The following is a 19,117-nucleotide window of genomic DNA, read 5'->3' as shown; positions in this document are numbered from 1 at the left end:
GCAGGACTCCTTGTGGCGCTGGAAAAGGCATAGCAGACCGGAGATGGACTGGAAAAGCGCGCAGTTTATCCGTTGCAGGCGGTTTTTTTTCAAGGACGTGAAGTGCTGCTCAAGGCGTGTAGGTACTGACCCGATTGCGCCCTGCATGCTTGGAGGCATACAGCGCCTGGTCGGCCCATTCGATCAGGCAGCGGTGATCCCGGGCCGGGCGATCGAGGCAGGCGATGCCCAGGCTGATGGTGAAGGCAATGACCTGGCCGTTGTGCAGCACCGCCTGGTTCTCCGCCGCCTGGCGCAGGCGTTCGGCCAGGCTCTGGGCACCGCTCAGCTCGGTGTGCGGTAGCAGGATGGCGAACTCCTCGCCGCCATAACGCCCGGCCACGTCACTGTCGCGCAGGTGGGCGTGGATCAGTTCCGAGAGGCGCTTGATCACCGCGTCGCCGGCCTGGTGGCCGTAGCGATCGTTGATCGACTTGAAGTGGTCGATGTCCAGCATCAGCAGGGCGAAGGCCGTGTCGTGGCGTGCATATTCATGCTGCAGGCGCTGTTCCCAGTGGCCGCGGTTGTAGAGCTGGGTGAGGTGGTCGGTGCGCGACAGTTGCTGCAACTGGTGGTTGGCCTTCTGCAGGCCCAGGTTGTTGATCGCCACGTCAGTGAGGTCGTAGATCACCAGGCATACGTGGTGGATCTCGCCATTGGAGGAGCGCAGGGGCAGCAGCGTGGTGTTCTGGTACATGAACTCGCCCTGGCCGGTGATCGGCTGGTAATTCTTGAAGTGCACCAGGTAGGGCCGCTGTTTCCAGATGGTGAAGGCGGGCGTGCCGAGGGCCACGACCCGTCCGACCTTGCGGGTGAACCAGGGCCGCTCGACCTCGGGGAACAGCTCGAAGAACGAGCAATCGATGGCCTGCTTGGAGGCCACCCCGGAGCGGTTTTCCATGAAGCTGTTCCAAACCTGGACCTGGCACTCGAGGTCCAGCACCACGATGCCCACGTCGATGCTCTGGACCACTGCCAGCAGCCAGTGCAGTTCGCTGAAATCCATTCGTCTGGGCATGATTCAACTCATCAGGTAGGCGAGCTTCTGTTCCAGCAGGGCCAGCGAGCCCTCGGTGAACAGCAGCAACAGGTCGAAGTGGATGTTCTGTTCATCCAGGCTGTAGCTGATCTCTACCGCCTGGGTGTTCTTCCAGCGCTGCTGGTTGAGCACGATCAGCTCGTCGATAGCGGTGTGTTCCCCCAGCACCTGGGGATGGCCCACGGAAAAGAACACATCCAGCTGGTCGGCGATGCTGCTCAGGCAGGCACCGATCAGTACGCTGGACAAGTCGATCAGTACCTCCATTTCCTGGTAGGGGTCGGTGCCTTGTTCCATCAGTTGGGCGATGTCGGCCACCGAGGAGTCATGGAACATCAACAGCGCCTCGCCGGCGATGCCACTGCCGATGTAGCTCTGGCAGATGGCGGTCAGTTGCCGGGTACGGTTGGCGTCCGCCAGGAGCATTTGCAGTTCGCCGGCCTCCAGCACATTGACGTGGGGAATCGGCAGGTGCACGAACACGTCCAGGACCCTGGCGATCAGAGCCGCGGCGTAGCCCATGGAGACGTTGACAGTCTCGCGAAAGGCATCGCGAAAGGTCACCACCGGCGGGGGCGAGGGATTGGGCACCGGCTTGCAGCGTCCGTTGTCCAGCAACTGCAACTCGTTGAGCAAGCTGCGCAGTTGCTGGGGATCGAAAGGCTTCTTGAGGAACGCCCGGGCCCCGAGTTCACGGGTCCGGCGCACGGCTTCTTCCTGTACGTCACCGGAGATGACGATGATCTGCGCGTCGATGCCTTCTTCCTGCACGGCGCTCAACACCTGGTAGCCGTCCATCACCGGCATGGTCAAATCCAGCAGCGCCACCTTGCCCAAGCCCCTGCGCAGCGCCTCCAGCCCTTCGCGGCCGTTGCAGGCCTGGGTCACGGACACTCGCCACTCTCCGGGCAAGGTCTGCAATACCTGCTTTCTGGCCATGCTCGAGTCATCGCAGACGAGAAGGGGAATCATCGGGATCGGACGCTCATTCGAAAAAATCCGCAGGTGGATAGTGTTCGGAAATATGACGAGTTGCCGTTTGTATATTGTTTGTTACAGGCTGTCCGTGCCGCGCGGAACTATAGAGCGACGGATAAAGAAAGAACAAGTAGCGGGTAGGCGGGTTATTTGCTTCAGGTCATTGTTCGGTGCAATTCACGGCGCAGGTTCATGTGGCGTTTGCTCGCCCTGGCAATGCTGTTCAACCCTGTTTACAGGCGTTGCCGATGATGCTTCGGAGGCCGGGGGCGAGCGTCGCCAAATTAACCGAATCGTTAATGACTGTTTTCTGGCGTTCGAAAAATGACACTTTGCCAGTGACTATTAAACTGAGTGAGTGCAACTTGTTAGTTACCCTGCGCAAACTTTAATAGTGCGAGACGCAATAATCCGAAGAGTGATTTTTCAGCGGCGTGCAGGCTCGGGAAGTTCAGCGGTTATCCGAGATCTTCCGGTAAATGCAAAGAAGCACGGGCGCGCGAGGCGCCGCAGTGGGAAAAAATGTCAGATTTTGAGTCTCGGGCTGGACCTTTTCCCGCAATGCGCAATCATTACTGCGTGGAAAATATAAGGAGAGACGCATGTTCATTCGGTCATTGACCCTCGCTACTCTGCTCGTTGTCGCAGGCCCTGTCCTGGCTGCCGACAACGATGGCCCACTGGCCCAGGACCTGGGCAAGTCACGGGCACTGATCGTGATCGCCCCCAGTACCGTCGATCCGACCCTGGTGAGCCTGAAGAAGTCCCTCGAGGAGCCGGCCAACCGCCAGGCCTTCAGCGAGCGCAACATGGTCCTGTACACGGTGGTCAACACCATCGGCCAGCGCGACGGCAAGGACATCGATCCGCAATCCACCATGGCCCTGATCCGCAGCCTCAAGCTGGGTGCCGGAGCCCAGACCAAGGTGATCCTGGTGGGCAAGGACGGCGAGAAGAAGCTTGAGCATTCCGGAGCCCTCGAGCTCAAGGAAGTCTTCAGCACCATCGATCAGTTACCGGCGGCCGAGAAGCAGGCGGCCGCCCCGGCCCCAGCGCCGGAACCCCAGGCCAAACCGGCCAATGCCAAGGCTGGCAAGCAGGCCAAGCCTGCGGCGGCGCCCCAAGCCCTGGACGACTGAGCCAGGTTTCAGGACCTGCCGGGAGCGGACTGCAGCCCCGGCATTGCTCCCGCCCCCAGGTAGTTCCCGGTTGCGCTCAAGGGCGATCCAGCAACTGGCTCAGCGCCTGGACGATCGTCCTTACCTCTGCCTCATCGATCACCAGCGGTGGCAGCAGGCGGATGGTCTTGCCCCGGGTGACATTGATCAGTAGCCCATGATCCCGGGCGGCAGCCTGCACCAGGTCCGGAGCCGGATGCTGCAGTTCGAGGCCGATCATCAATCCCTGGCCACGAATCTCCAGCACCTGCGGATGCCCCGACAGTTCTTCGCGCAGAAGCTCCAGAAGCAGGGTGCCTTGGCGTTCGGCGTTGGCCAGCAAGCCCTGTTCCTCGATGATGTCCAGCACTGTGCAGGCCACACGGCAGGCCAGAGGGTTGCCGCCGAACGTGCTGCCGTGGCTGCCCGGGGTGAACAGTTGCGCAGCCTTGCCTTGGGCCAGGCAGGCACCGATGGGGATACCGTTGCCCAGGCCCTTGGCCAGGGTCATCACGTCCGGTACCACGTTTTCGTGCTGGCAGGCGAACCAGCGGCCGGTACGGCCGATACCACTCTGGATCTCGTCGAGCATCAGCAGCCAGTTGCGCCGCGAGCACAGTTCGCGCACAGCCTTGAGATAACCTGCCGGCGCCAGCTGGATCCCACTCTCGCCCTGGATCGGCTCCATCAGCACCGCGCAAATGCGTGAGCCCTGGCTGGCTGCGACCTGCTCCAGGGCCGCCAGGTCGCCGAAGGGCACCTTGAGGAAATCCCCTGGCAATTGCCCGTAGCCCAGGCGTACCGCTGGCCCGTCACTGGCCGACAGGGTGCCCAGGGTCCGGCCGTGAAAGGCGTTCTCCATCACGACCACCAGCGGCCGCTCGATGCCCTTGTACCAGCCATGCAAGCGCGCCAGTTTCAAGGCGGTCTCATTGGCTTCGGCCCCCGAATTGTTGAAGAACGCCCGGTCCATGCCGGCCAGTGCCGTCAGCCGCGTGGCCAGTTGCTGTTGCCAGTCGATGCTGTACAGGTTGGAGGTGTGCAGCAGCAGCCCGGCCTGTTCGCTGATGGCGCTGACCAGGCGTGGATGGGAATGGCCGACACCGGTCACGGCCACGCCGGCGATGGCGTCCAGGTATTCGCGGCCGGCCTGGTCCCAGAGTCGGGTACCCAGGCCTTTGCTGAAGCTCAGGGACAGTGGCTGGTAAGTGCTCATCAGGGCGGCGGTCATGGCGGGGTACTCCATCCAGGTAGGGGTGTCGCCAGTATCGTTAGCCAGCCTGACTAGATAAACTCAGTAGATCTTTAATCATCTTGAAGCAAGGGTTGATAATGGATCTGTTCCAGGCGATGTCGGTGTACGTCAAGGTGGTGGAGGCCGGAAACATGACCGCCGCCGCCCGGGAATGTGGCTTGTCCACCACCATGGTGGGCAATCACCTGCGGGCCCTGGAGCAGCGTCTGGGCGTGCGCCTGCTCAACCGGACCACCCGCCGCCAGCGCTTGACCGAATTCGGTATCGAGTATTACCAGCGTTGCCTGGCGGTGCTGGGGCTGGTGGCCGATTCCGAACACCTGGCGGAGCAGGCCCAGGGCACGCCCTCCGGCACCTTGCGCATCACCGCGCCCGTGACGTTCGGCACCGAGCGCCTGGCGCCGGCCTTGAGCGAGTTCCGCCAGCGCTGTCCCCAGGTCAAGGTCGAGCTGAGTCTGGCCAACCAGCGCTTCGACCTTGCCGACGGCACCTTCGATGTGGCCATTCGCCTGGGCAATCTGGATAACAGTGCGCTGATCGCTCGTCCCCTGCAGGACTACACCCTGACCATCTGTGCGGCACCGCAGTACCTGGAACGCCACGGCACGCCCCAGGTTCCCGAAGACCTGGCGCAGCACAACTGCCTGGCGTTCGCCTTTCCGGCAGGTGACGAATGGAGTTCCACCGCCAGCCAGTGGCCCCTGAGCGGGCCCCAGGGCGATGTGCTGATTCCGGTGTCCGGTTCGTTGCTGGCCAACACCTCGTCCGGCCTGCATCGCGCAGCGCGCGGCGGCCTGGGAATCGTGATGATGCCCGATGCCCTGGTCGAAGAAGACCTGCAGCAGGGGCGGCTGGTGGCCCTGTTGCAGGACTATCAACTGCCCCTGCGGGCGATGCATCTGCTTTATGCCCAGGACCGCTATCGACTGCCCAAGCTGCGCAGCTTCGTCGACTTCGTCCTGGAGAAGTGGGGACGGATCTAGGACGCTTCCCGAGCCAGCAGCATCATCGCTGCCGACAGGGTATGGCCATCGGTGATGCGTCCGGCGGCGATCATCGCCAGCAGTTCCTGGCGGCTGACCCACAGCAGCTTGTCGACCTCGCCATCGGTGGCGATGGCCTGTTGCTCGGCGATTTCCACCTGGCACACCGCAACGGCACTGGCGATCAGCGAGGTATTGCTGTGCAGCAATCCCAGTTGGCGCACCTGCGAGGCCTGCCAGCCGGTTTCCTCCAGCAGTTCGCGGGTGGCGGCGTCACAGGGGCTTTCGCCGGCATCGATGGCCCCCCGTGGAAACTCGATGGACTGGCCGCCGATGGCCCGGCGCCTGAGGTCCACCAGCATCAGCCGACCATCGGCCAGGGTCGGCACGGCGACCACGCCGTTCACCGCCTGGGCTTCCTTGATGATGAAGTAGCCCTGTTCACGGACCACCCTGAAATAGGGGGTTTCCAGCAGGCATTGATTATCGGGGGTCGAACTCATGTGGGTCACTCCAGGAAACAACGATCGAACAGGTACACCTGCTCGGGCTTGAGATTGTTGAGGGTCGCCTGGGGGCGGCCGCCGTCACCGCTCTTCTTGCGTCCGGTGTCGCGCAGGTAGCCGGCTTCGCTCATCTTCAGCAGGCGTTGGCGGATGCTGGTCTTGAGCACTGGGCGTTGCAGCACGGTGGAGAAGATCGCCACCGCCTCGGGGGCACTGAACTCGTTGCCGAGGAACATCAGCGGCAGGCTGCTGTACAGGGATTTGGACAGTAGCCGGTCATGGGCCTGGGCCACCAGGCTGTTGTGGTCGAAGGGCAGCTTGAAGGCGCCGCTGGCCACTTCCTGCAAGGCGAAGAAGCCCTGCTGCGCACCTGGTTGCACGGGTTCGCTGGCGATCCCCAGGTAGAAGGTCGAGGAAGACCAGCAGCGCGGATCACGAAAGGCGTCGCCCACGGTGCCCACTTGTTCCAGCCAGGCCAGGGGCATGTCTACCTTGCTCGAACGGCGCAGGCGTTCTACCGCATCGTTCAGGCTGCGATCCTCGACATCGCCGTTGACCACGATCCCCGGCAGGGCCCAGTGCCCGGCGAAGGGCTCGCTGTCACGCTGGTGCAGGAGGATTTCCAGTGCGCCGCTGTCACGGTTGTAGCGCAACAGGCACAGGTCGATGGTGTGCAGGTAGGCGTTGGCGAGGGTGGGGCGGTCGTGCATATCAACTTCCGTGGACGGCGTAGAGGCCATAGTTTAGCGGATTCATCCCCGGTGCCAGCCACTGGCTGGGCGGTGTTTCGCCCCGGGCCAGGCATTGGCGCAAGACTGTGCTGCGCACGCCGGGCTGTTCCTCGATGCAGAGGACGGAAAAGCGCTGCAGCAACTCCTGGCCGCGATGGAACCTGGACAGCTGTTGGGCTACATCTTCACCGACCACCAGGGCGATGCGCTTGCCCTCCAGGGCCAGGTCATCGGCGAGGCGCTCGAGCAGGGTGATGCTGTACACCGGGCCGGGATCGGCCAGTGCCAGTTGTTGCTCCAGGCGGCTCACCGCCAGTTCGGCCGGGCACTGTGCTTGCAGGTGTCCGGTGATGGCCTGCAACCAGAGTGCGCGTTGCTCGAAGTCGGCCATGCGCTTGCCATCGGGGTGGCGAAAGCTGGGTACCACCAAGACGCGCCGGGCATGGCGAGCCGCCTCGAGCATCACTTGGGCATGTCCGGCGTGGGGCGGATTGAAGGCGCCGCCGTAGAGGGCCAGTTCGAACATCTGCTTATCCTCATTTGGTACACGACGTGTACTTTATCACTGCTTCCTCTCGTTGCAACTATTGGTTGGGGTGGTTCTTTGACTTGTGATCTATTTGGCAGCGCAAAAAAACCTGAAGCAGGGGTATTGCAACAAAAGTACATGACATGTACTTTGTGTTCCATGCAGAGGAGAGACCCAGCATGAACAGTCAAACGATGAAGACCGCTTCTTTCGATGTCGATGCGCAAAAGAGCTTCACCCCGCTGTGCCCGGACGAGTTGCCCGTGGTCGAGGGCGACCGCATCGGTGGCGAGCTGAACTTCATGGCAACCCTGGCCGGCCTGCGCGTTGGCAGCAAGGATGCCCACAGCCCCCGGGCGCCCTGGGTAGTGGCCGAGCACGCACAGATGCTCCAGCCCACCGGCCTGGAGCATGCCGACCTGACCTGGGTCAGTCACTGCGTACCGGGCACCGCGGGCTTCACCTTGCTGGACGAGCTGCCCGCGCCCTATGACTACGACTACTTCGTGTGGAAGGGTGTCGAGCCGGACCTGCACCCCTATGGCGCCTGCTACCACGACCTGCACGGCAAGCTGTCCACCGGGGTCATCGAGTACCTCAAGGGCCAGGGCGTGCAGCAAGTCATCGTCGGCGGCCTGGCCCTGGACTTCTGCGTCAAGACTACCGCCCTGCAACTGGCCGCTGCCGGTTTCAAGGTGATCATCCACCTGCCGGCGTGCCGGGCCATCAGCGCCGACGGTGCTGCACAGGCCATCGCCGAGCTGCAACAAGCGGGCATCACGGTTGCCGCGACCCGCGAAGAAACCGCCAGACTGGCCAGCGTTTGAGGAGTCACCATGGAAAGTGCATTTGACCGCGACAACGGCGTGATCCAGAGCCTGCTGGACACCGACTACTACACCTTCACCATGATGCAGGCCGTGCTGCACCAGCACCCCAATGTCGATGTGGAATACCAGTTCATCGTCCGCTCCAGGGAGTCCCTGGTGCACCTGATCCCCGAGATCCGCCAGGAGCTGGAGAAACTGGCAGGTCTGCAGATGCGCGAAGGCGAGCAGCGGTTTCTGTTCAACAAGCGTTTTCGCGAATACCTGACCCCGGATTTCGAACAGTTCCTCGGCCTGTTCCGCTTCAACCTGCGCTACATCCATGTGGCCGCCGTCGATGGCCAACTGAGCATCCGCGTCCGTGGCCCGATGCTGCACTGCATCATGTTCGAACAGCCGGTGCTGGCCATGGTCAGCGAGCTGCGCAACCGCGATAAATACCCGGATGTCGAGCTGGCGGACGTCACTCGCCGGCTCTACCAGAAGTTCGAATGGCTGGAGAAAAACGCCAGCCGCGAAGAACTGGCCGAGCTGCGGGTCTCGGACTTCTCCACCCGCCGGCGCCTGTCGTTCAAGGCCCAGCGCGAAGTGGTGAAGATCATGCGCAGCGATTTCCCCGGGATCTTCGTCGGTACTAGCAATGCGCACCTGGCCTACGAATTCGACCTGCCGCTGATCGGCACCATGGCCCACCAGTGGCTGATGGTGCACCAGCAACTGGGGCGGCTGCGGGAGAGCCAGAACGCGGCCCTGGAAAACTGGGTGCACGAGTATCGCGGGCGCCTGGGCATTGCCCTGACCGACTGCATCAGCACCGACTTTTTCCTCAAGGACTTCGACCTGTATTTCGCCAAGCTCTACGACGGCCTGCGCCAGGATTCCGGGGACCCGCTGGTGTGGGCCGACAAGGTCCTGGCCCGCTACCGGGAACTGGGCATCGACCCGCGGACCAAGGACCTGATGTTCTCCGACGGCCTGAACTTCGAGAAGTGCCTGCCGATCCTGCGTCATGTGCGTGGCCAGGCCCGCTTCGGCTTTGGCATGGGCACAAGCCTGGCCTGCGATGTGGAGGGTGTGGAGCCGCTGAGCATCGTGATGAAGCTGGTACGGGTGCATGGCGAACCGGTGGTGAAGTTCTCCGATGACCCGATCAAGAACGTCTGCGAAGACCCATCCTTCCTTCGCTATGCGGCGCAAGTGTTCAACGTCGATCTCGCCAATTCGCCCCTGGAGGCCTGACATGAGCAACTCGACCCAAGAACGTATTGCCCGTGAACTGGGCATCGATCGGCAACTGGTCCCTGGCGGCGAGCCTGCCGAGATTGCCCGCCGCGTGGCGTTCATCCAGCAGGTACTGGGTGCTTCCGGTTGCCACAGCCTGGTGCTGGGCATCAGCGGTGGAGTGGACTCCCTGGTGGCCGGGCGCCTGTGCCAATTGGCGGTGGAGCAATTGCGCGAGGCGGGACATGACGCTCGCTTCATCGCCATGCGCTTGCCCTATCGCAGCCAGGCGGATGAACGTGATGCCCAAGCGTCCCTGGCATTCATTCACCCGGACAGCATCAGCACCTGCAACATCGCCGACTGTGTCGATGGCCTGATGCACCAGGTGCAGGTCGACGGCCTGCAGCCTTCGCCGGCCCTCACGGACTTTGCCAAGGGCAACGTCAAGGCCCGGGCACGGATGCTGGCCCAGTATGCAATCGCCAACCTGAGCAATGGCCTGGTAGTGGGCACCGACCATGGCGCCGAGGCGTTGATGGGGTTCTTCACCAAGTACGGTGATGGTGCCTGTGACCTGGCGCCATTGTCGGGCCTGACCAAGACCCAGGTGCGGCTGCTGGCTGGTGCCCTCGGGGCCCCCGGGCACCTGGTGCACAAGGCGCCCACCGCGGACCTCGAAGAACTGGCCCCGGGCAAGCTGGACGAGGACGCCTATGGCTGCAGCTACGAGGAAATCGACGCCTACCTGATGGGCCAGCCGGTCATCGACAGGGTGCGGCAACTGATCGAGAACGCCTACCGTCGCAGCGCCCACAAGCGCGCCTTGCCCTGCACTCCGACCCCTCATGCCCGGCCCCTCTAGCCGCTGTCGAGCACGCGAGGCTGCGAACGGGTGCGCAGCACCCGCCAAACCAGGCGATGGGGTACATCAGGCCAGTTTCTGATACGCCAGATGTGGCTCGTGCCGAGCCATGCGCAGCCTGCGGCAGCGGCTACACGAAGCAGTTTCAACCGTCGCGCCACTTGTCCAGGGCCACACGGCAATCGGCGACCAGCTCGGGCATGTGTTCCCTGGCCTCGGGCCAGCCCAGGTCCTCCAGTGCTAGCTGGGCCGCCTGGCGCAATGGCTGCCATTGCCGGTGTTCGAAGCCGTTGTCCTCGAGGGTAATGCCATAGGCCTCCCGGCTCAGGCCCTCGCAGGCCTCCAGCAAGGCTTGCAGGTGCTGGTGCAGGACCGGGTCCAGCCGCGCCGGGAAATCCCGCACGAAACGCTCCAGGTAATCCAACTGATCGGACCACAGGTTGCATTCCGCACAGCAGCCGATCTCCACCCGTTGCTGCTCCGCGTCCATGGCCAGGAACTCCAGGGCCGGCCCCAGTTCGCCCAGGAGGATGAGCCAGCGGTACTGGTCCTGGCCGTACCAGGTCCAGATATGCGTCGCCAGTTTTTCGCGGCCGGTATCCTGGTTCATGGTGCTTCTCCAGCGTGCCACCAGCGTGGTCGCCGGCTCTTGTAGGAGTGGTGGGTGGGCATCAGCGCCTTGCGGTTGTTGCTGTCGAACGTCCCCAGCAGCAAGGCGACCGTGGGTTCATCATCGATGGCGCCCAGGGAGCTGCCGCACTGGGAACAGAACGCCCGGCTGGAATAGTCCGACGACCTGAAGGTGGCCGGGGCACCGCCTGGTCCGGTCCAGCTCACCCGCTCGCGGGGGAACTCGACCCAGGCCAGGGTCAGGGCGCCGCTGTGGCGCTGGCACAGCTTGCACGAGCAGGTATGGGGATTGGCGGCAGGCCCCCGGGCTTCGAAGCGAATCTGCCCGCACAGGCAGCCGCCCTGGTACATCACTGTGCTCATGCAAGTCTTCCTGTATCCGGGATTGTGCCGGTCTTGGCTGGAAGGCGAATCTAGCACGCCCTACAGCGCGGCTCAGCGCAGTTTTTCCAGCATCTGGTAGTACCACATGCCGGCGGCCAGCATCGGGTTGCCCAACTGGTCGCCGAAGGGCACGCGGATGTGCCGGCAGGCGGCGAAGGTGTCGTAGCGGCCCAGGTGGCCGGTCAGGGCCTCGGCCATGATCTCGCCCATGATGTGGCTGGTGGCCACGCCATGCCCGGAGTAGCCCTGGCAATACCAGACGTTGTCCGAGAGCTTGCCCAGCTGCGGGATGCGGTTGATCACGATGCCCATGGCGCAGCTCCACTGGAAGTCGATGCCCACGCCCTTGAGCGCCGGGAAGGTGCGCTCGATGCAGGGGCGCAGCTCACCGGCGATATCCCGAGAGTCCTTGCCGCTGTAGTTGGCGCCGCCACCGAACAGCAAGCGCCCATCGGCAGTCATGCGGTAGTAGTCGAGCACGAAGCGGCAGTCGTACACGGCCAGGTCCTCGGGGTTCAGGCGCCTGGCCAGCTCGCCCAGGGGCTCGGTGGTGACGATGCCGCCCATGGCCGGGAAGATCTTGCCCTTGAGTTGCTTGGGTTCGAGTTTGTGGTAGACGTCGCCGGCCAGCAGGACCTGGCGAGCCTCGATACGACCCTGGGCGGTGACCACTGCCGGCTGCGGGCCATGGACGATCTCGAGCACCGGGCTGTGTTCGAAGATCAGTGCACCGAGGCTTTCGGCGGCGCGGGCTTCGCCGATGCACAGGTTCAACGGGTGCAGGTGCAGGTTGCGGGTGTTCTTGATCGCGCCGTGGTACAGGTCGCTTTCCAGCAGGCCGCGGACCTGATCCCGGTCCAGCAGGCTGACCTCGTCGCCCATGCCGCGCTCGACGGCTTCATCGTAGGATGCGCGCAACTCGGCCAGGTGCCCGGGCTTGTAGGCCGCGTGCAGATGACCATGCTTGAGGTCGCAGGCGATGGCGTATTTCTCCACCCGCTGGCGAATGATCTGGTGCCCGCGCCAGCGCAGGTGCCAGATGAAGTCCTCCACTTCATTGCCCAGGCTGCGGCGCATCTGCTGGCGCATGGCAGCATCGCCGGACAGGCTGCCGGTGACCTGGCCACCGTTGCGTCCGCTGGCGCCCCAACCGATCTTGTGGCTCTCGACGATGGCCACCTTGAGGCCACGCTCGGCCAGTTCCACGGCACTGGCGACGCCGGTAAAACCACCGCCGATGATCACCACATCCACTTGATGGGTGCCCTGCAGGGTCGGGTACTGGGTTTCCTGGTTCAGGGTGGCGCTGTAGTAGCTGGGGCAGCGTTCGGCTGCCGGGGTCCGCGGATCGAAGGCGGCGCTCATGGGGAAATCCTCGCAAAAGAGTGAACCGGACCGCTGCTTGCAGGCAGCGGCCAGCACGTCGGGTTGCCAGCAGGGGCCTCAGGCCTGGGCCAGGTACCAGCGCCAATCCTGCTCGCCGACTTCGGCCATGAACTGGCGGTACTCGGCACGCTTGACCGCCAGGTACACGCCGAGAAACTCGCTGCCCAGGGCTTCGCGAGCCCAGGTCGATCGCTCCAGGGCGGCGAGGGAGGTCAGCCAGTCGGTGGGCAGCAGCTCCTTGGCCTGGGCATAACCGTTGCCCTGGACCGGGGCGCCCGGATCGAGTTGTTTGCGCAGGCCCCGGTGGACAGCGGCGAGGATCGCGGCGGCGGCCAGGTAGGGGTTGGCGTCGGCGCCGCAGATACGATGCTCGATGTGCCGGCTGTTGGCCGGGCCGCCCGGCACCCGCAGGCTCACGGTGCGGTTGTCGACGCCCCACGTCGGGGCCAGCGGTGCATAGCTGTTGGCCTGGAAGCGTCGGTAGGAGTTGGCGTTGGGGCAGAACAGCAGCAGGCTGTCCAGCAGTGAGGCGAGCATGCCGCCTACCGCGTGGCGCAGCAGTGGGGTACCGGCCGGGTCCTGGGTCGCGAACAGGTTGTGGCCGTCGGCATTGGCGACGCTCACGTGCATGTGCATGCCGGTGCCGGCCAGGTGGTCGAAAGGCTTGGCCATGAAGGTGGCCTGCATCCCGTGCTTGTGGGCCACGGCCTTGACCAGGCGTTTGTAGCGCACGGCCTGGTCCATGGCCTGGAGGGCATCGCCATGCTCCAGGGTGATCTCCACCTGGCCAGGGGCATACTCGGAAATCGCCGTGCGCGCCGGAATGCCCTGCAGCTTGCAGGCGGCATAGAGGTCGGCGAGAAAGGGCTCGATCTGCTCCAGCTCACGCAAGCCATAGACTTGTGTCGTGCGTGGCCGGCCGCCATCGGCATCCAGCGCGGGTTGCGGACGACCCTCGGCGTCGCGCCGGGCGTCGAGCAGGTAGAACTCCAGCTCACAGGCCATTACCGGGTAATAACCGTCGGCCTTGAGCCGGTCGATGATCTTGATCAGCAGATGGCGCGGATCGGCGATGCTGGCGGGCATGCCTTCCTGCGGGTGCATGCTGACCTGCACCGCGGCAGTGGGGATCTGCCGCCAGGGCAGGCGTACCAGGCTGCCGGCCAGGGGATAGGCGCGGCAGTCGATGTCACCCACGTCCCACACCAGCCCGGAATTCTCCACGTCGTCGCCATTGAGGGTCAGGCCGAGGATGGTGCTGGGCAATGGCCGGCCGCTTTCGTACACCGTCAGCAGTTCCTCGCGGTGCAGCAGCTTGCCTCGGGGCACGCCGTTGGCGTCGAGGATGAACAGCTCGATCATGTCGATATCGGGGTTGGCGGCCAGGAAGTCACGGGCCTCTTCGGGGGCGGCAAAATTCATTGTCGTTCTCGCTTGCGCCGTCAGGGCGCACAGGTCTTCAGGTCCTGCGACGACACCACGCACGGGCGTTCGCAGGGGCACAAGGCAGATCTGGGGCGTGGCGCGCGCAGTGCGCGATCAGGCCGGGAGCGAGTGATCCGGAGGGCGTGAGGAGTGGCGCAGGCGGGAGCGGCACAGGGCCATGGGCAGGTTGACCAGGAGTTTCATGGGCAAGCCCTGTCCAGCAGGTAATAACCGATGACGACGGCGCGATCCCCATGGACCTCATGAGGGCATTGGGCGGGCAATGGACGTGAGCGAGTGGACAGCGATCCTCGTGCGCCGCCGACACTCGCACGGCCCCGGCTGCAAGCCGTGGTGGCGGGTCTGGCGAATCCGTGGCACGGGTTCAGGAGGGACATCGGCCGGGTGATCTCGCTGTCGAGTTCGCTGTGATTATTCTTCGTGTGGACCGGGCGCCGTGGGGGCCGCAAGCCCCGGGGCGAAGCCATACTGCAAGAATCCGCCAGCCAATGTAAGGGGGTGGTAAAGGTGCCTGGCCCAGGAAAACCGTTGGAGACCAGGCGCAAATTGCCGGGCTAGAGCGGCGCCTTTGGACTGGCGAAGCTGTCTGATTTTTTTACAGGGCGTCAGTAGACCCCGGGCAGCAGGCGCCAGCTGCGGGCACAGTAATCCTCGTAGGGCTTGCCGAAATGCTTGCGGAGCAAGGCTTCCTCGGCATGGATCCGGGCAATCAGCGGCACCAGGGTCAGGGCCGCCAGCAGCAGGCCCAGCCCGGAGCGAAAGGCCAGCGCCCAGCCCACCGCGTTGACCAGCAAACCGAGATAGCTGGGGTTGCGCAGGTGGCGATACAGGCCATCGGTGACCAGTCTGTGGCCCGGCTGGATCGCCACCAACCCGCTGAAGCGCCGGCCCAGGATGAACACCGGCCACAGGCGCAGCGCGCCACCGGCCGCGAACAGCAGCGCACCCAGCCAGCGCAGGCCTTCGCCGCCGAAGGTCCAGACGTCCAGGCGATCGCAGTAGGCCGGCAGGAATCCGCTCGCCAGGCCGATTACGCCGAACACCGGCAACACCCAGCGATTGCCCCGGTCCTCCTGGTCGCCGCTGCTGAGGTTGACCTGGGTGTACAGCGAGGCCACCACCATCAGCAGCGTGGCCAGGGCGACCAGGATCAAGGCCGGGTGGCCGAAGAACGCCGCGAAGCCGCCGCGTCCCCAGATCGCCAGGCCAAGGTAGGCCAGGGCGCCGAGCAGGCTGGAGACGGCCAGCCGGGGAGAGATGTTCATGATCGACCGCGCAAGGAACAGTGCCTCTTGTGAGTGTAGGAGAGCGTTCATTGCGGTGCTGCTGTTCAGGGACTGGCGGTTGCCAGCCGGCTCACCAGGAAATCGATGAACACCCGGGTCTTCTGCGGCACTCGCCGGGCCGAGGGGTAGACCACGTTGATGCTGATGGGAGGCGCCTGCCACTGGCACAGTACCGGCTCCAGGCGTCCTGCGGCGAGGGCCTCCTCGACGATGAAGTCCGGCAACAGGGCGATGCCCATTCCGGCCTCGGCGGCCTGGGCCAGCAGGTCGCCATTGTTGGCATGCAGGGGCCCGGTCACGTGCACCCGCTGGGTGTCGCTGCCGTTGCTCAATTGCAGGCTGACGCCACTTTGCAGATAGCCGTAGTTGAGGAACTGATGACTGCTCAGGTCCCTGGGCTGGCCGGGCATGCCTGCACGCTGGAGGTAGCCAGGGGAGGCGACCATGATCCGTGGCGCCGGCGCCAGTTGCCGGGCCACCATGGACGAGTCCGCCAGGCTGGCGATCCGCAGTGTCACGTCGAAGCCGCCGCGTACCGGGTCCACTTGCTGGTCGCTGAGCACCAGCTGCAGCTCGATCAGCGGATGCAGTTCATGGAACAGCGGCACCAGCGGTCCGAGCCGACGCAGGCCGAAGGACATCGGCGCGTTGACCCGCAGTACACCGCGCAACTCGGCACGGCCATCCCGGGCCCGCTGTTCGGCCTCGTCCACCGCCGCCAGCACCTCGCGGGCGGATTCGTAGTATTCGGCACCGGCTTCGGTCAGGTGCAGGCTACGAGTCGTGCGTTGTAGCAGTTGCACGCCGAGGGCTTCTTCCAGGGCCTGGATCTGCTTGCTGACCTTGGACCGAGGCACTTCCATCGTGCGAGCCGCGGCGGCAAAACCGTTCTCGTCGACGGTGACGACGAAGGCGCGCATGCATTCGATACGGTCCATGATTGTCCCTGATCTGGAATCAATGATTCCCGATTTTAGGGAATTGTTCCTGCTACGGCCAGCACCTAGATTAGCCGCCAGGCCGGTTATTCAGGACGCATCCAGCGCCATCATCCGGTCATGTTCGCCCCCCAGCCCGACTGCAAAAGGAATGCGTCATGTCCATGCTCGAATCCCTACCTCTCAACGACCGCGCGCTCATCCCGCTCAATCATCCACCTTTGAAGAGCGACACCGTGGCCCTGGCCAGGACGGCAAGGATCTGCAACCTGACGAGCTTCCCCTGTTCCAGGCCGGCGCGGTATCGGTGACCTGGCAACAGCCGGCTCGAGTACCGGCACCCCGGGCTTCGGAACCTCCAAGGGTCCCCTAGGCCGCCTGTGCCCCCTGCAACGGCATGCCCTTCGCGGGGCTCTGATCTTCCTGGCAGTACGGAGTCAAACATGAACATCGAAATCACTGACGGCGTGGTGACCTTGCTGGTGCGCCACCGGGTCAAGAAGGGCCAGGATCAGGCCTATGAAACCTGGTTGCGGCAGATCATCGCCAAGGCCCGCAGCTACCCCGGGCACCTGGGAATCGACGTGGTGCGTGGCCACAGCGGTGGTCTAGGACTGTTCACCAGCGTGCTGCGCTTTGCCAGTACCGAGCAGCTGCAGCACTGGCTGGATTCTGCCGACCGCCGGCAATTGGTAGAGCAGGCCCGGCATCTGCTGGCTGATGGGGACCAGACCGAAGTCAACGTCGAACGCGAATTCTGGTTTACCCCCCAGGACAGCAGCGCACCCACTCCACCGCCCCGCTGGAAACAAGCCTGCGTGACTTTTTTGGTGATCCTGCCGCTGAGCTTCCTGGTGCCGCAGTTGTGGAAACCGCTGTTTGCCCAATTGCCCTGGCTCGGCGGTTATGTGCAGGCCAATGTGCTGATCACCCTGAGCATCGTGCTGCTGGTGGTCTACGTTTTCATGCCCCGGGTCACTCGCCTGTTCAGCCGCTGGCTGCAACCGCGCAGTGCGGGCTGATTCCTTCCCGATCTTCATTTGGAGCAATGCCATGAAACCCGATGCAATTGCCGATCTGATTCTGTTCAATGGCCGCTTGCACACCGTGGACCGGGCCAAGCCCCGGGCCAGCGCGGTGGCGATCAAGGACGGGCGCTTCATCGCCGTGGGCAACGATGCCCAGGCCATGGCCCTGCGCGGTACCGCCACCCAGGTCATCGACCTTATGGGGCGCACGGTGATCCCCGGGCTCAACGACTCGCATCTGCACCTGATCCGTGGCGGCCTCAACTACAACCTTGAGTTGCGTTGGGAAGGCGTGCCGTCGCTGGCGGATGCCCTGCGCCTGCTCAAGGAACAGGCCCTGCGCACCCCGGCGCCGCAATGGGTACGAGTCGTGGGCGGCTGGAACGAATTCCAGTTCGCCGAGAAGCGCATGCCAACCCTGGAGGAACTGAACCAGGCGGCGCCGGATACCCCGGTGTTCGTCCTGCACCTGTATGACCGTGCCTTGCTCAATCGGGCCGCGCTGCGGGTGGTGGGGTACGACCGCAATACGCCGAATCCACCGGGGGGCGAGATCGTCCGCGATGGCAATGGCAATCCCACCGGCATGCTGATCGCTCGGCCCAACGCGATGATTCTGTATGCGACCCTGGCCAAGGGGCCCAGGTTGCCCCTGGAATACCAGGTCAACTCCACCCGCCAGTTCATGCGCGAGCTCAATCGCCTTGGCGTCACCAGTGCCATTGATGCCGGTGGTGGCTTCCAGAACTACCCGGACGACTACCAGGTCATCAACGAGTTGGCGGCCAAGCAGCAACTGACCGTGCGCATCGCCTACAACCTGTTCACCCAGAAACCCAAGGAGGAACTGATCGACTTCAGGAACTGGACCGCCAGCGTGCGCTACGGCCAGGGCGACGATTTCCTGCGGCACAACGGAGCAGGGGAGATGCTGGTGTTCTCCGCCGCCGATTTCGAGGACTTCCTCGAACCGCGTCCCGATCTGCCGCAGGCCATGGAGCAGGAGTTGGAACCAGTGGTCCGCCACCTGGTGGAGCAGCGCTGGCCGTTCCGCCTGCACGCCACCTACGACGAATCCATCTCGCGCATGCTCGAGGTGTTCGAAAAGGTCGATCGCGACATTCCCTTCAACGGCCTGCCGTGGTTCTTCGACCACGCGGAGACCATCAGCCCGAGAAACATCGAGCGGGTCCGGGCCCTGGGCGGTGGCATCGCGATCCAGGACCGCATGGCCTTCCAGGGCGAGTATTTCGTCGACCGTTACGGCGCCAAGGCGGCCGAGATGACCCCGCCGATCCAGCGCATGCTCGCCGAAGGCATTCCGGTAGGGGCCGGCACCGACGCCACCCGTGTCTCGAGCTACAACCCCTGGACCTCGCTGTACTGGATGGTCAGCGGCAGGACGGTAGGCGGCCTGGCGTTGTACCCCCAGGGCCTGGACCGCGACACCGCGCTGGAGCTCTACACCCACGGCAGCGCCTGGTTCTCTTCGGAGCAGGGCAAGAAGGGCCAGATCAAGGTCGGGCAACTGGCGGACCTGGTGGCCCTGTCGGCGGACTACTTCCAGGTGGAGGAGGAGGCGATCAAGTGGATCGAGTCCCTGCTGACCGTGGTGGGCGGCAAGGTGGTTAACGCCGCTGGCGATTTCGCCACGCTGGCTCCGCCTGCCTTGCCGGTAACCCCCGACTGGTCGCCAGTGGCCAAGGTGCCGGGGCACTGGAAACCGGGCGCGCCGTTGCAGAATCAGGTGCACCAGTGCAACGGACCTTGTGCGGTACACGCCCATGGTCATGAGCGGGCTCGCCAATCATCGGTGCCGGTGAGTGATTTCCAGGGCTTCTGGGGAGCGTTTGGTTGTTCGTGCTTTGCTTTCTAGACCCACTGCTGTC

Annotated in this window: 19 protein-coding genes; 7 read left to right on the top strand and 12 right to left on the bottom strand. The window is 64.1% G+C overall.

The genetic code is table 11. The features are described 5' to 3' along the window. Positions 1-109: 109 nt before the first annotated feature. Positions 110-1,057, bottom strand: a complete 948-nt coding sequence (locus LGQ10_RS07425) for a GGDEF domain-containing protein (RefSeq protein WP_058434244.1) — start codon at positions 1,055-1,057, stop codon at positions 110-112. A 3-nt stretch (positions 1,058-1,060) separates the two neighbouring features. Beyond that, complete coding sequence (locus tag LGQ10_RS07420; protein ID WP_058434245.1) at positions 1,061-2,050, bottom strand: response regulator; 990 nt, start codon at positions 2,048-2,050, stop codon at positions 1,061-1,063. Positions 2,051-2,658: 608 nt separating this feature from the next. Between LGQ10_RS07420 and LGQ10_RS07415 the strand changes: the two genes are divergently transcribed. After that, positions 2,659-3,195, top strand: a complete 537-nt coding sequence (locus LGQ10_RS07415) for a DUF4174 domain-containing protein (RefSeq protein WP_058434246.1) — start codon at positions 2,659-2,661, stop codon at positions 3,193-3,195. 76 nt (positions 3,196-3,271) lie between these two features. Here the strand turns inward: LGQ10_RS07415 and LGQ10_RS07410 are convergent, their stop codons facing one another. After that, a complete protein-coding gene (locus LGQ10_RS07410) occupies positions 3,272-4,444 on the bottom strand; it encodes an acetylornithine transaminase (protein WP_058434247.1) in 1,173 nt (390 codons plus the stop codon). A gap of 101 nt (positions 4,445-4,545) precedes the next feature. Between LGQ10_RS07410 and LGQ10_RS07405 the strand changes: the two genes are divergently transcribed. Further along, positions 4,546-5,451 carry a LysR family transcriptional regulator gene (locus LGQ10_RS07405; RefSeq protein WP_058434248.1) on the top strand — a complete coding sequence of 302 codons (906 nt, stop codon included), beginning with the start codon at positions 4,546-4,548 and terminating at the stop codon, positions 5,449-5,451. Here the strand turns inward: LGQ10_RS07405 and LGQ10_RS07400 are convergent. Genes LGQ10_RS07400 through LGQ10_RS07390 form a run of 3 tightly spaced genes read right to left on the bottom strand, consistent with a single transcriptional unit; the run spans position 5,448 to position 7,214 of the window. After that, on the bottom strand, positions 5,448-5,954 hold the full coding sequence (locus tag LGQ10_RS07400) for an NUDIX hydrolase (RefSeq protein ID WP_226525150.1): 507 nt from the start codon (positions 5,952-5,954) through the stop codon (positions 5,448-5,450). The genes LGQ10_RS07405 and LGQ10_RS07400 overlap by 4 nt on opposite strands. 5 nt (positions 5,955-5,959) lie before the next feature. Next, positions 5,960-6,667, bottom strand: a complete 708-nt coding sequence (locus LGQ10_RS07395; protein WP_226525149.1) for an NUDIX hydrolase — start codon at positions 6,665-6,667, stop codon at positions 5,960-5,962. A gap of 1 nt (position 6,668) precedes the next feature. Then, entirely contained in the window at positions 6,669-7,214 is a 546-nt protein-coding gene (locus LGQ10_RS07390; protein WP_226525148.1) for an adenylyltransferase/cytidyltransferase family protein, read from the bottom strand. Positions 7,215-7,396: 182 nt separating this feature from the next. Between LGQ10_RS07390 and LGQ10_RS07385 the strand changes: the two genes are divergently transcribed. From LGQ10_RS07385 to nadE, 3 genes are read left to right on the top strand one after another with little or no spacing between them, the layout of a single operon-like run. Continuing rightward, entirely contained in the window at positions 7,397-8,044 is a 648-nt protein-coding gene (locus LGQ10_RS07385; protein WP_058433186.1) for a nicotinamidase, read from the top strand. A gap of 9 nt (positions 8,045-8,053) precedes the next feature. After that, positions 8,054-9,283 carry a nicotinate phosphoribosyltransferase gene (gene pncB / locus LGQ10_RS07380; protein ID WP_226525147.1) on the top strand — a complete coding sequence of 410 codons (1,230 nt, stop codon included), beginning with the start codon at positions 8,054-8,056 and terminating at the stop codon, positions 9,281-9,283. A 1-nt stretch (position 9,284) separates the two neighbouring features. After that, entirely contained in the window at positions 9,285-10,130 is an 846-nt protein-coding gene (nadE, locus tag LGQ10_RS07375) for an ammonia-dependent NAD(+) synthetase (RefSeq protein ID WP_226525146.1), read from the top strand. Positions 10,131-10,275: 145 nt separating this feature from the next. Here nadE and LGQ10_RS07370 read toward each other — a convergent pair whose 3' ends face one another. From LGQ10_RS07370 to LGQ10_RS07345, 6 genes are all read right to left on the bottom strand, one after another. Continuing rightward, entirely contained in the window at positions 10,276-10,740 is a 465-nt protein-coding gene (locus LGQ10_RS07370) for a hypothetical protein (protein WP_058438643.1), read from the bottom strand. Further along, entirely contained in the window at positions 10,737-11,123 is a 387-nt protein-coding gene (locus LGQ10_RS07365) for a GFA family protein (RefSeq protein ID WP_226525145.1), read from the bottom strand. Before LGQ10_RS07365 ends, LGQ10_RS07370 begins: the two co-directional genes overlap by 4 nt. A gap of 72 nt (positions 11,124-11,195) precedes the next feature. After that, positions 11,196-12,509, bottom strand: coding sequence for an NAD(P)/FAD-dependent oxidoreductase (locus LGQ10_RS07360; protein WP_226525144.1), 1,314 nt, complete (start codon positions 12,507-12,509; stop codon positions 11,196-11,198). A gap of 78 nt (positions 12,510-12,587) precedes the next feature. Beyond that, positions 12,588-13,952: a glutamine synthetase family protein gene (locus LGQ10_RS07355; RefSeq protein WP_226525143.1), complete on the bottom strand. Its 1,365-nt coding sequence runs from the start codon at positions 13,950-13,952 to the stop codon at positions 12,588-12,590. Positions 13,953-14,581: 629 nt separating this feature from the next. Further along, positions 14,582-15,241: a methyltransferase family protein gene (locus tag LGQ10_RS07350; protein ID WP_226526104.1), complete on the bottom strand. Its 660-nt coding sequence runs from the start codon at positions 15,239-15,241 to the stop codon at positions 14,582-14,584. A gap of 65 nt (positions 15,242-15,306) precedes the next feature. Next, entirely contained in the window at positions 15,307-16,200 is an 894-nt protein-coding gene (locus LGQ10_RS07345) for a LysR family transcriptional regulator (protein WP_058435641.1), read from the bottom strand. 443 nt (positions 16,201-16,643) lie between these two features. Between LGQ10_RS07345 and LGQ10_RS07340 the strand changes: the two genes are divergently transcribed. Both LGQ10_RS07340 and LGQ10_RS07335 read left to right on the top strand, forming a co-directional pair. Then, on the top strand, positions 16,644-17,222 hold the full coding sequence (locus LGQ10_RS07340; protein WP_226525142.1) for an antibiotic biosynthesis monooxygenase: 579 nt from the start codon (positions 16,644-16,646) through the stop codon (positions 17,220-17,222). Between the two features lie 31 nt (positions 17,223-17,253). After that, a complete protein-coding gene (locus LGQ10_RS07335) occupies positions 17,254-19,104 on the top strand; it encodes an amidohydrolase (RefSeq protein ID WP_226525141.1) in 1,851 nt (616 codons plus the stop codon). The last annotated feature ends 13 nt before the right edge of the window (positions 19,105-19,117 follow it).

It is taken from the genome of Pseudomonas sp. L5B5, assembly GCF_020520285.1.
GTDB lineage: Bacteria > Pseudomonadota > Gammaproteobacteria > Pseudomonadales > Pseudomonadaceae > Aquipseudomonas.
The sequence above is the reverse complement of the archived record's forward strand: the minus strand, read 5'-3'. Positions and strand labels throughout refer to the sequence as shown.

What these genes read in the sequence shown, in the direction of transcription:
- LGQ10_RS07370 (WP_058438643.1), bottom strand. Translation starts at nt 10,740, where the DNA reads ATGAACCAGGATACCGGCCGCGAAAAACTGGCGACGCATATCTGGACC.
- LGQ10_RS07425 (WP_058434244.1), bottom strand. Translation starts at nt 1,057, where the DNA reads ATGCCCAGACGAATGGATTTCAGCGAACTGCACTGGCTGCTGGCAGTG.
- LGQ10_RS07405 (WP_058434248.1), top strand. Translation starts at nt 4,546, where the DNA reads ATGGATCTGTTCCAGGCGATGTCGGTGTACGTCAAGGTGGTGGAGGCC.
- LGQ10_RS07385 (WP_058433186.1), top strand. Translation starts at nt 7,397, where the DNA reads ATGAACAGTCAAACGATGAAGACCGCTTCTTTCGATGTCGATGCGCAA.
- LGQ10_RS07345 (WP_058435641.1), bottom strand. Translation starts at nt 16,200, where the DNA reads ATGGACCGTATCGAATGCATGCGCGCCTTCGTCGTCACCGTCGACGAG.
- LGQ10_RS07410 (WP_058434247.1), bottom strand. Translation starts at nt 4,444, where the DNA reads ATGACCGCCGCCCTGATGAGCACTTACCAGCCACTGTCCCTGAGCTTC.
- LGQ10_RS07400 (WP_226525150.1), bottom strand. Translation starts at nt 5,954, where the DNA reads ATGAGTTCGACCCCCGATAATCAATGCCTGCTGGAAACCCCCTATTTC.
- LGQ10_RS07420 (WP_058434245.1), bottom strand. Translation starts at nt 2,050, where the DNA reads ATGATTCCCCTTCTCGTCTGCGATGACTCGAGCATGGCCAGAAAGCAG.
- pncB (WP_226525147.1), top strand. Translation starts at nt 8,054, where the DNA reads ATGGAAAGTGCATTTGACCGCGACAACGGCGTGATCCAGAGCCTGCTG.
- LGQ10_RS07340 (WP_226525142.1), top strand. Translation starts at nt 16,644, where the DNA reads ATGAACATCGAAATCACTGACGGCGTGGTGACCTTGCTGGTGCGCCAC.
- LGQ10_RS07360 (WP_226525144.1), bottom strand. Translation starts at nt 12,509, where the DNA reads ATGAGCGCCGCCTTCGATCCGCGGACCCCGGCAGCCGAACGCTGCCCC.
- LGQ10_RS07335 (WP_226525141.1), top strand. Translation starts at nt 17,254, where the DNA reads ATGAAACCCGATGCAATTGCCGATCTGATTCTGTTCAATGGCCGCTTG.
- LGQ10_RS07395 (WP_226525149.1), bottom strand. Translation starts at nt 6,667, where the DNA reads ATGCACGACCGCCCCACCCTCGCCAACGCCTACCTGCACACCATCGAC.
- LGQ10_RS07350 (WP_226526104.1), bottom strand. Translation starts at nt 15,241, where the DNA reads ATGAACATCTCTCCCCGGCTGGCCGTCTCCAGCCTGCTCGGCGCCCTG.
- LGQ10_RS07365 (WP_226525145.1), bottom strand. Translation starts at nt 11,123, where the DNA reads ATGAGCACAGTGATGTACCAGGGCGGCTGCCTGTGCGGGCAGATTCGC.
- LGQ10_RS07390 (WP_226525148.1), bottom strand. Translation starts at nt 7,214, where the DNA reads ATGTTCGAACTGGCCCTCTACGGCGGCGCCTTCAATCCGCCCCACGCC.
- LGQ10_RS07415 (WP_058434246.1), top strand. Translation starts at nt 2,659, where the DNA reads ATGTTCATTCGGTCATTGACCCTCGCTACTCTGCTCGTTGTCGCAGGC.
- nadE (WP_226525146.1), top strand. Translation starts at nt 9,285, where the DNA reads ATGAGCAACTCGACCCAAGAACGTATTGCCCGTGAACTGGGCATCGAT.
- LGQ10_RS07355 (WP_226525143.1), bottom strand. Translation starts at nt 13,952, where the DNA reads ATGAATTTTGCCGCCCCCGAAGAGGCCCGTGACTTCCTGGCCGCCAAC.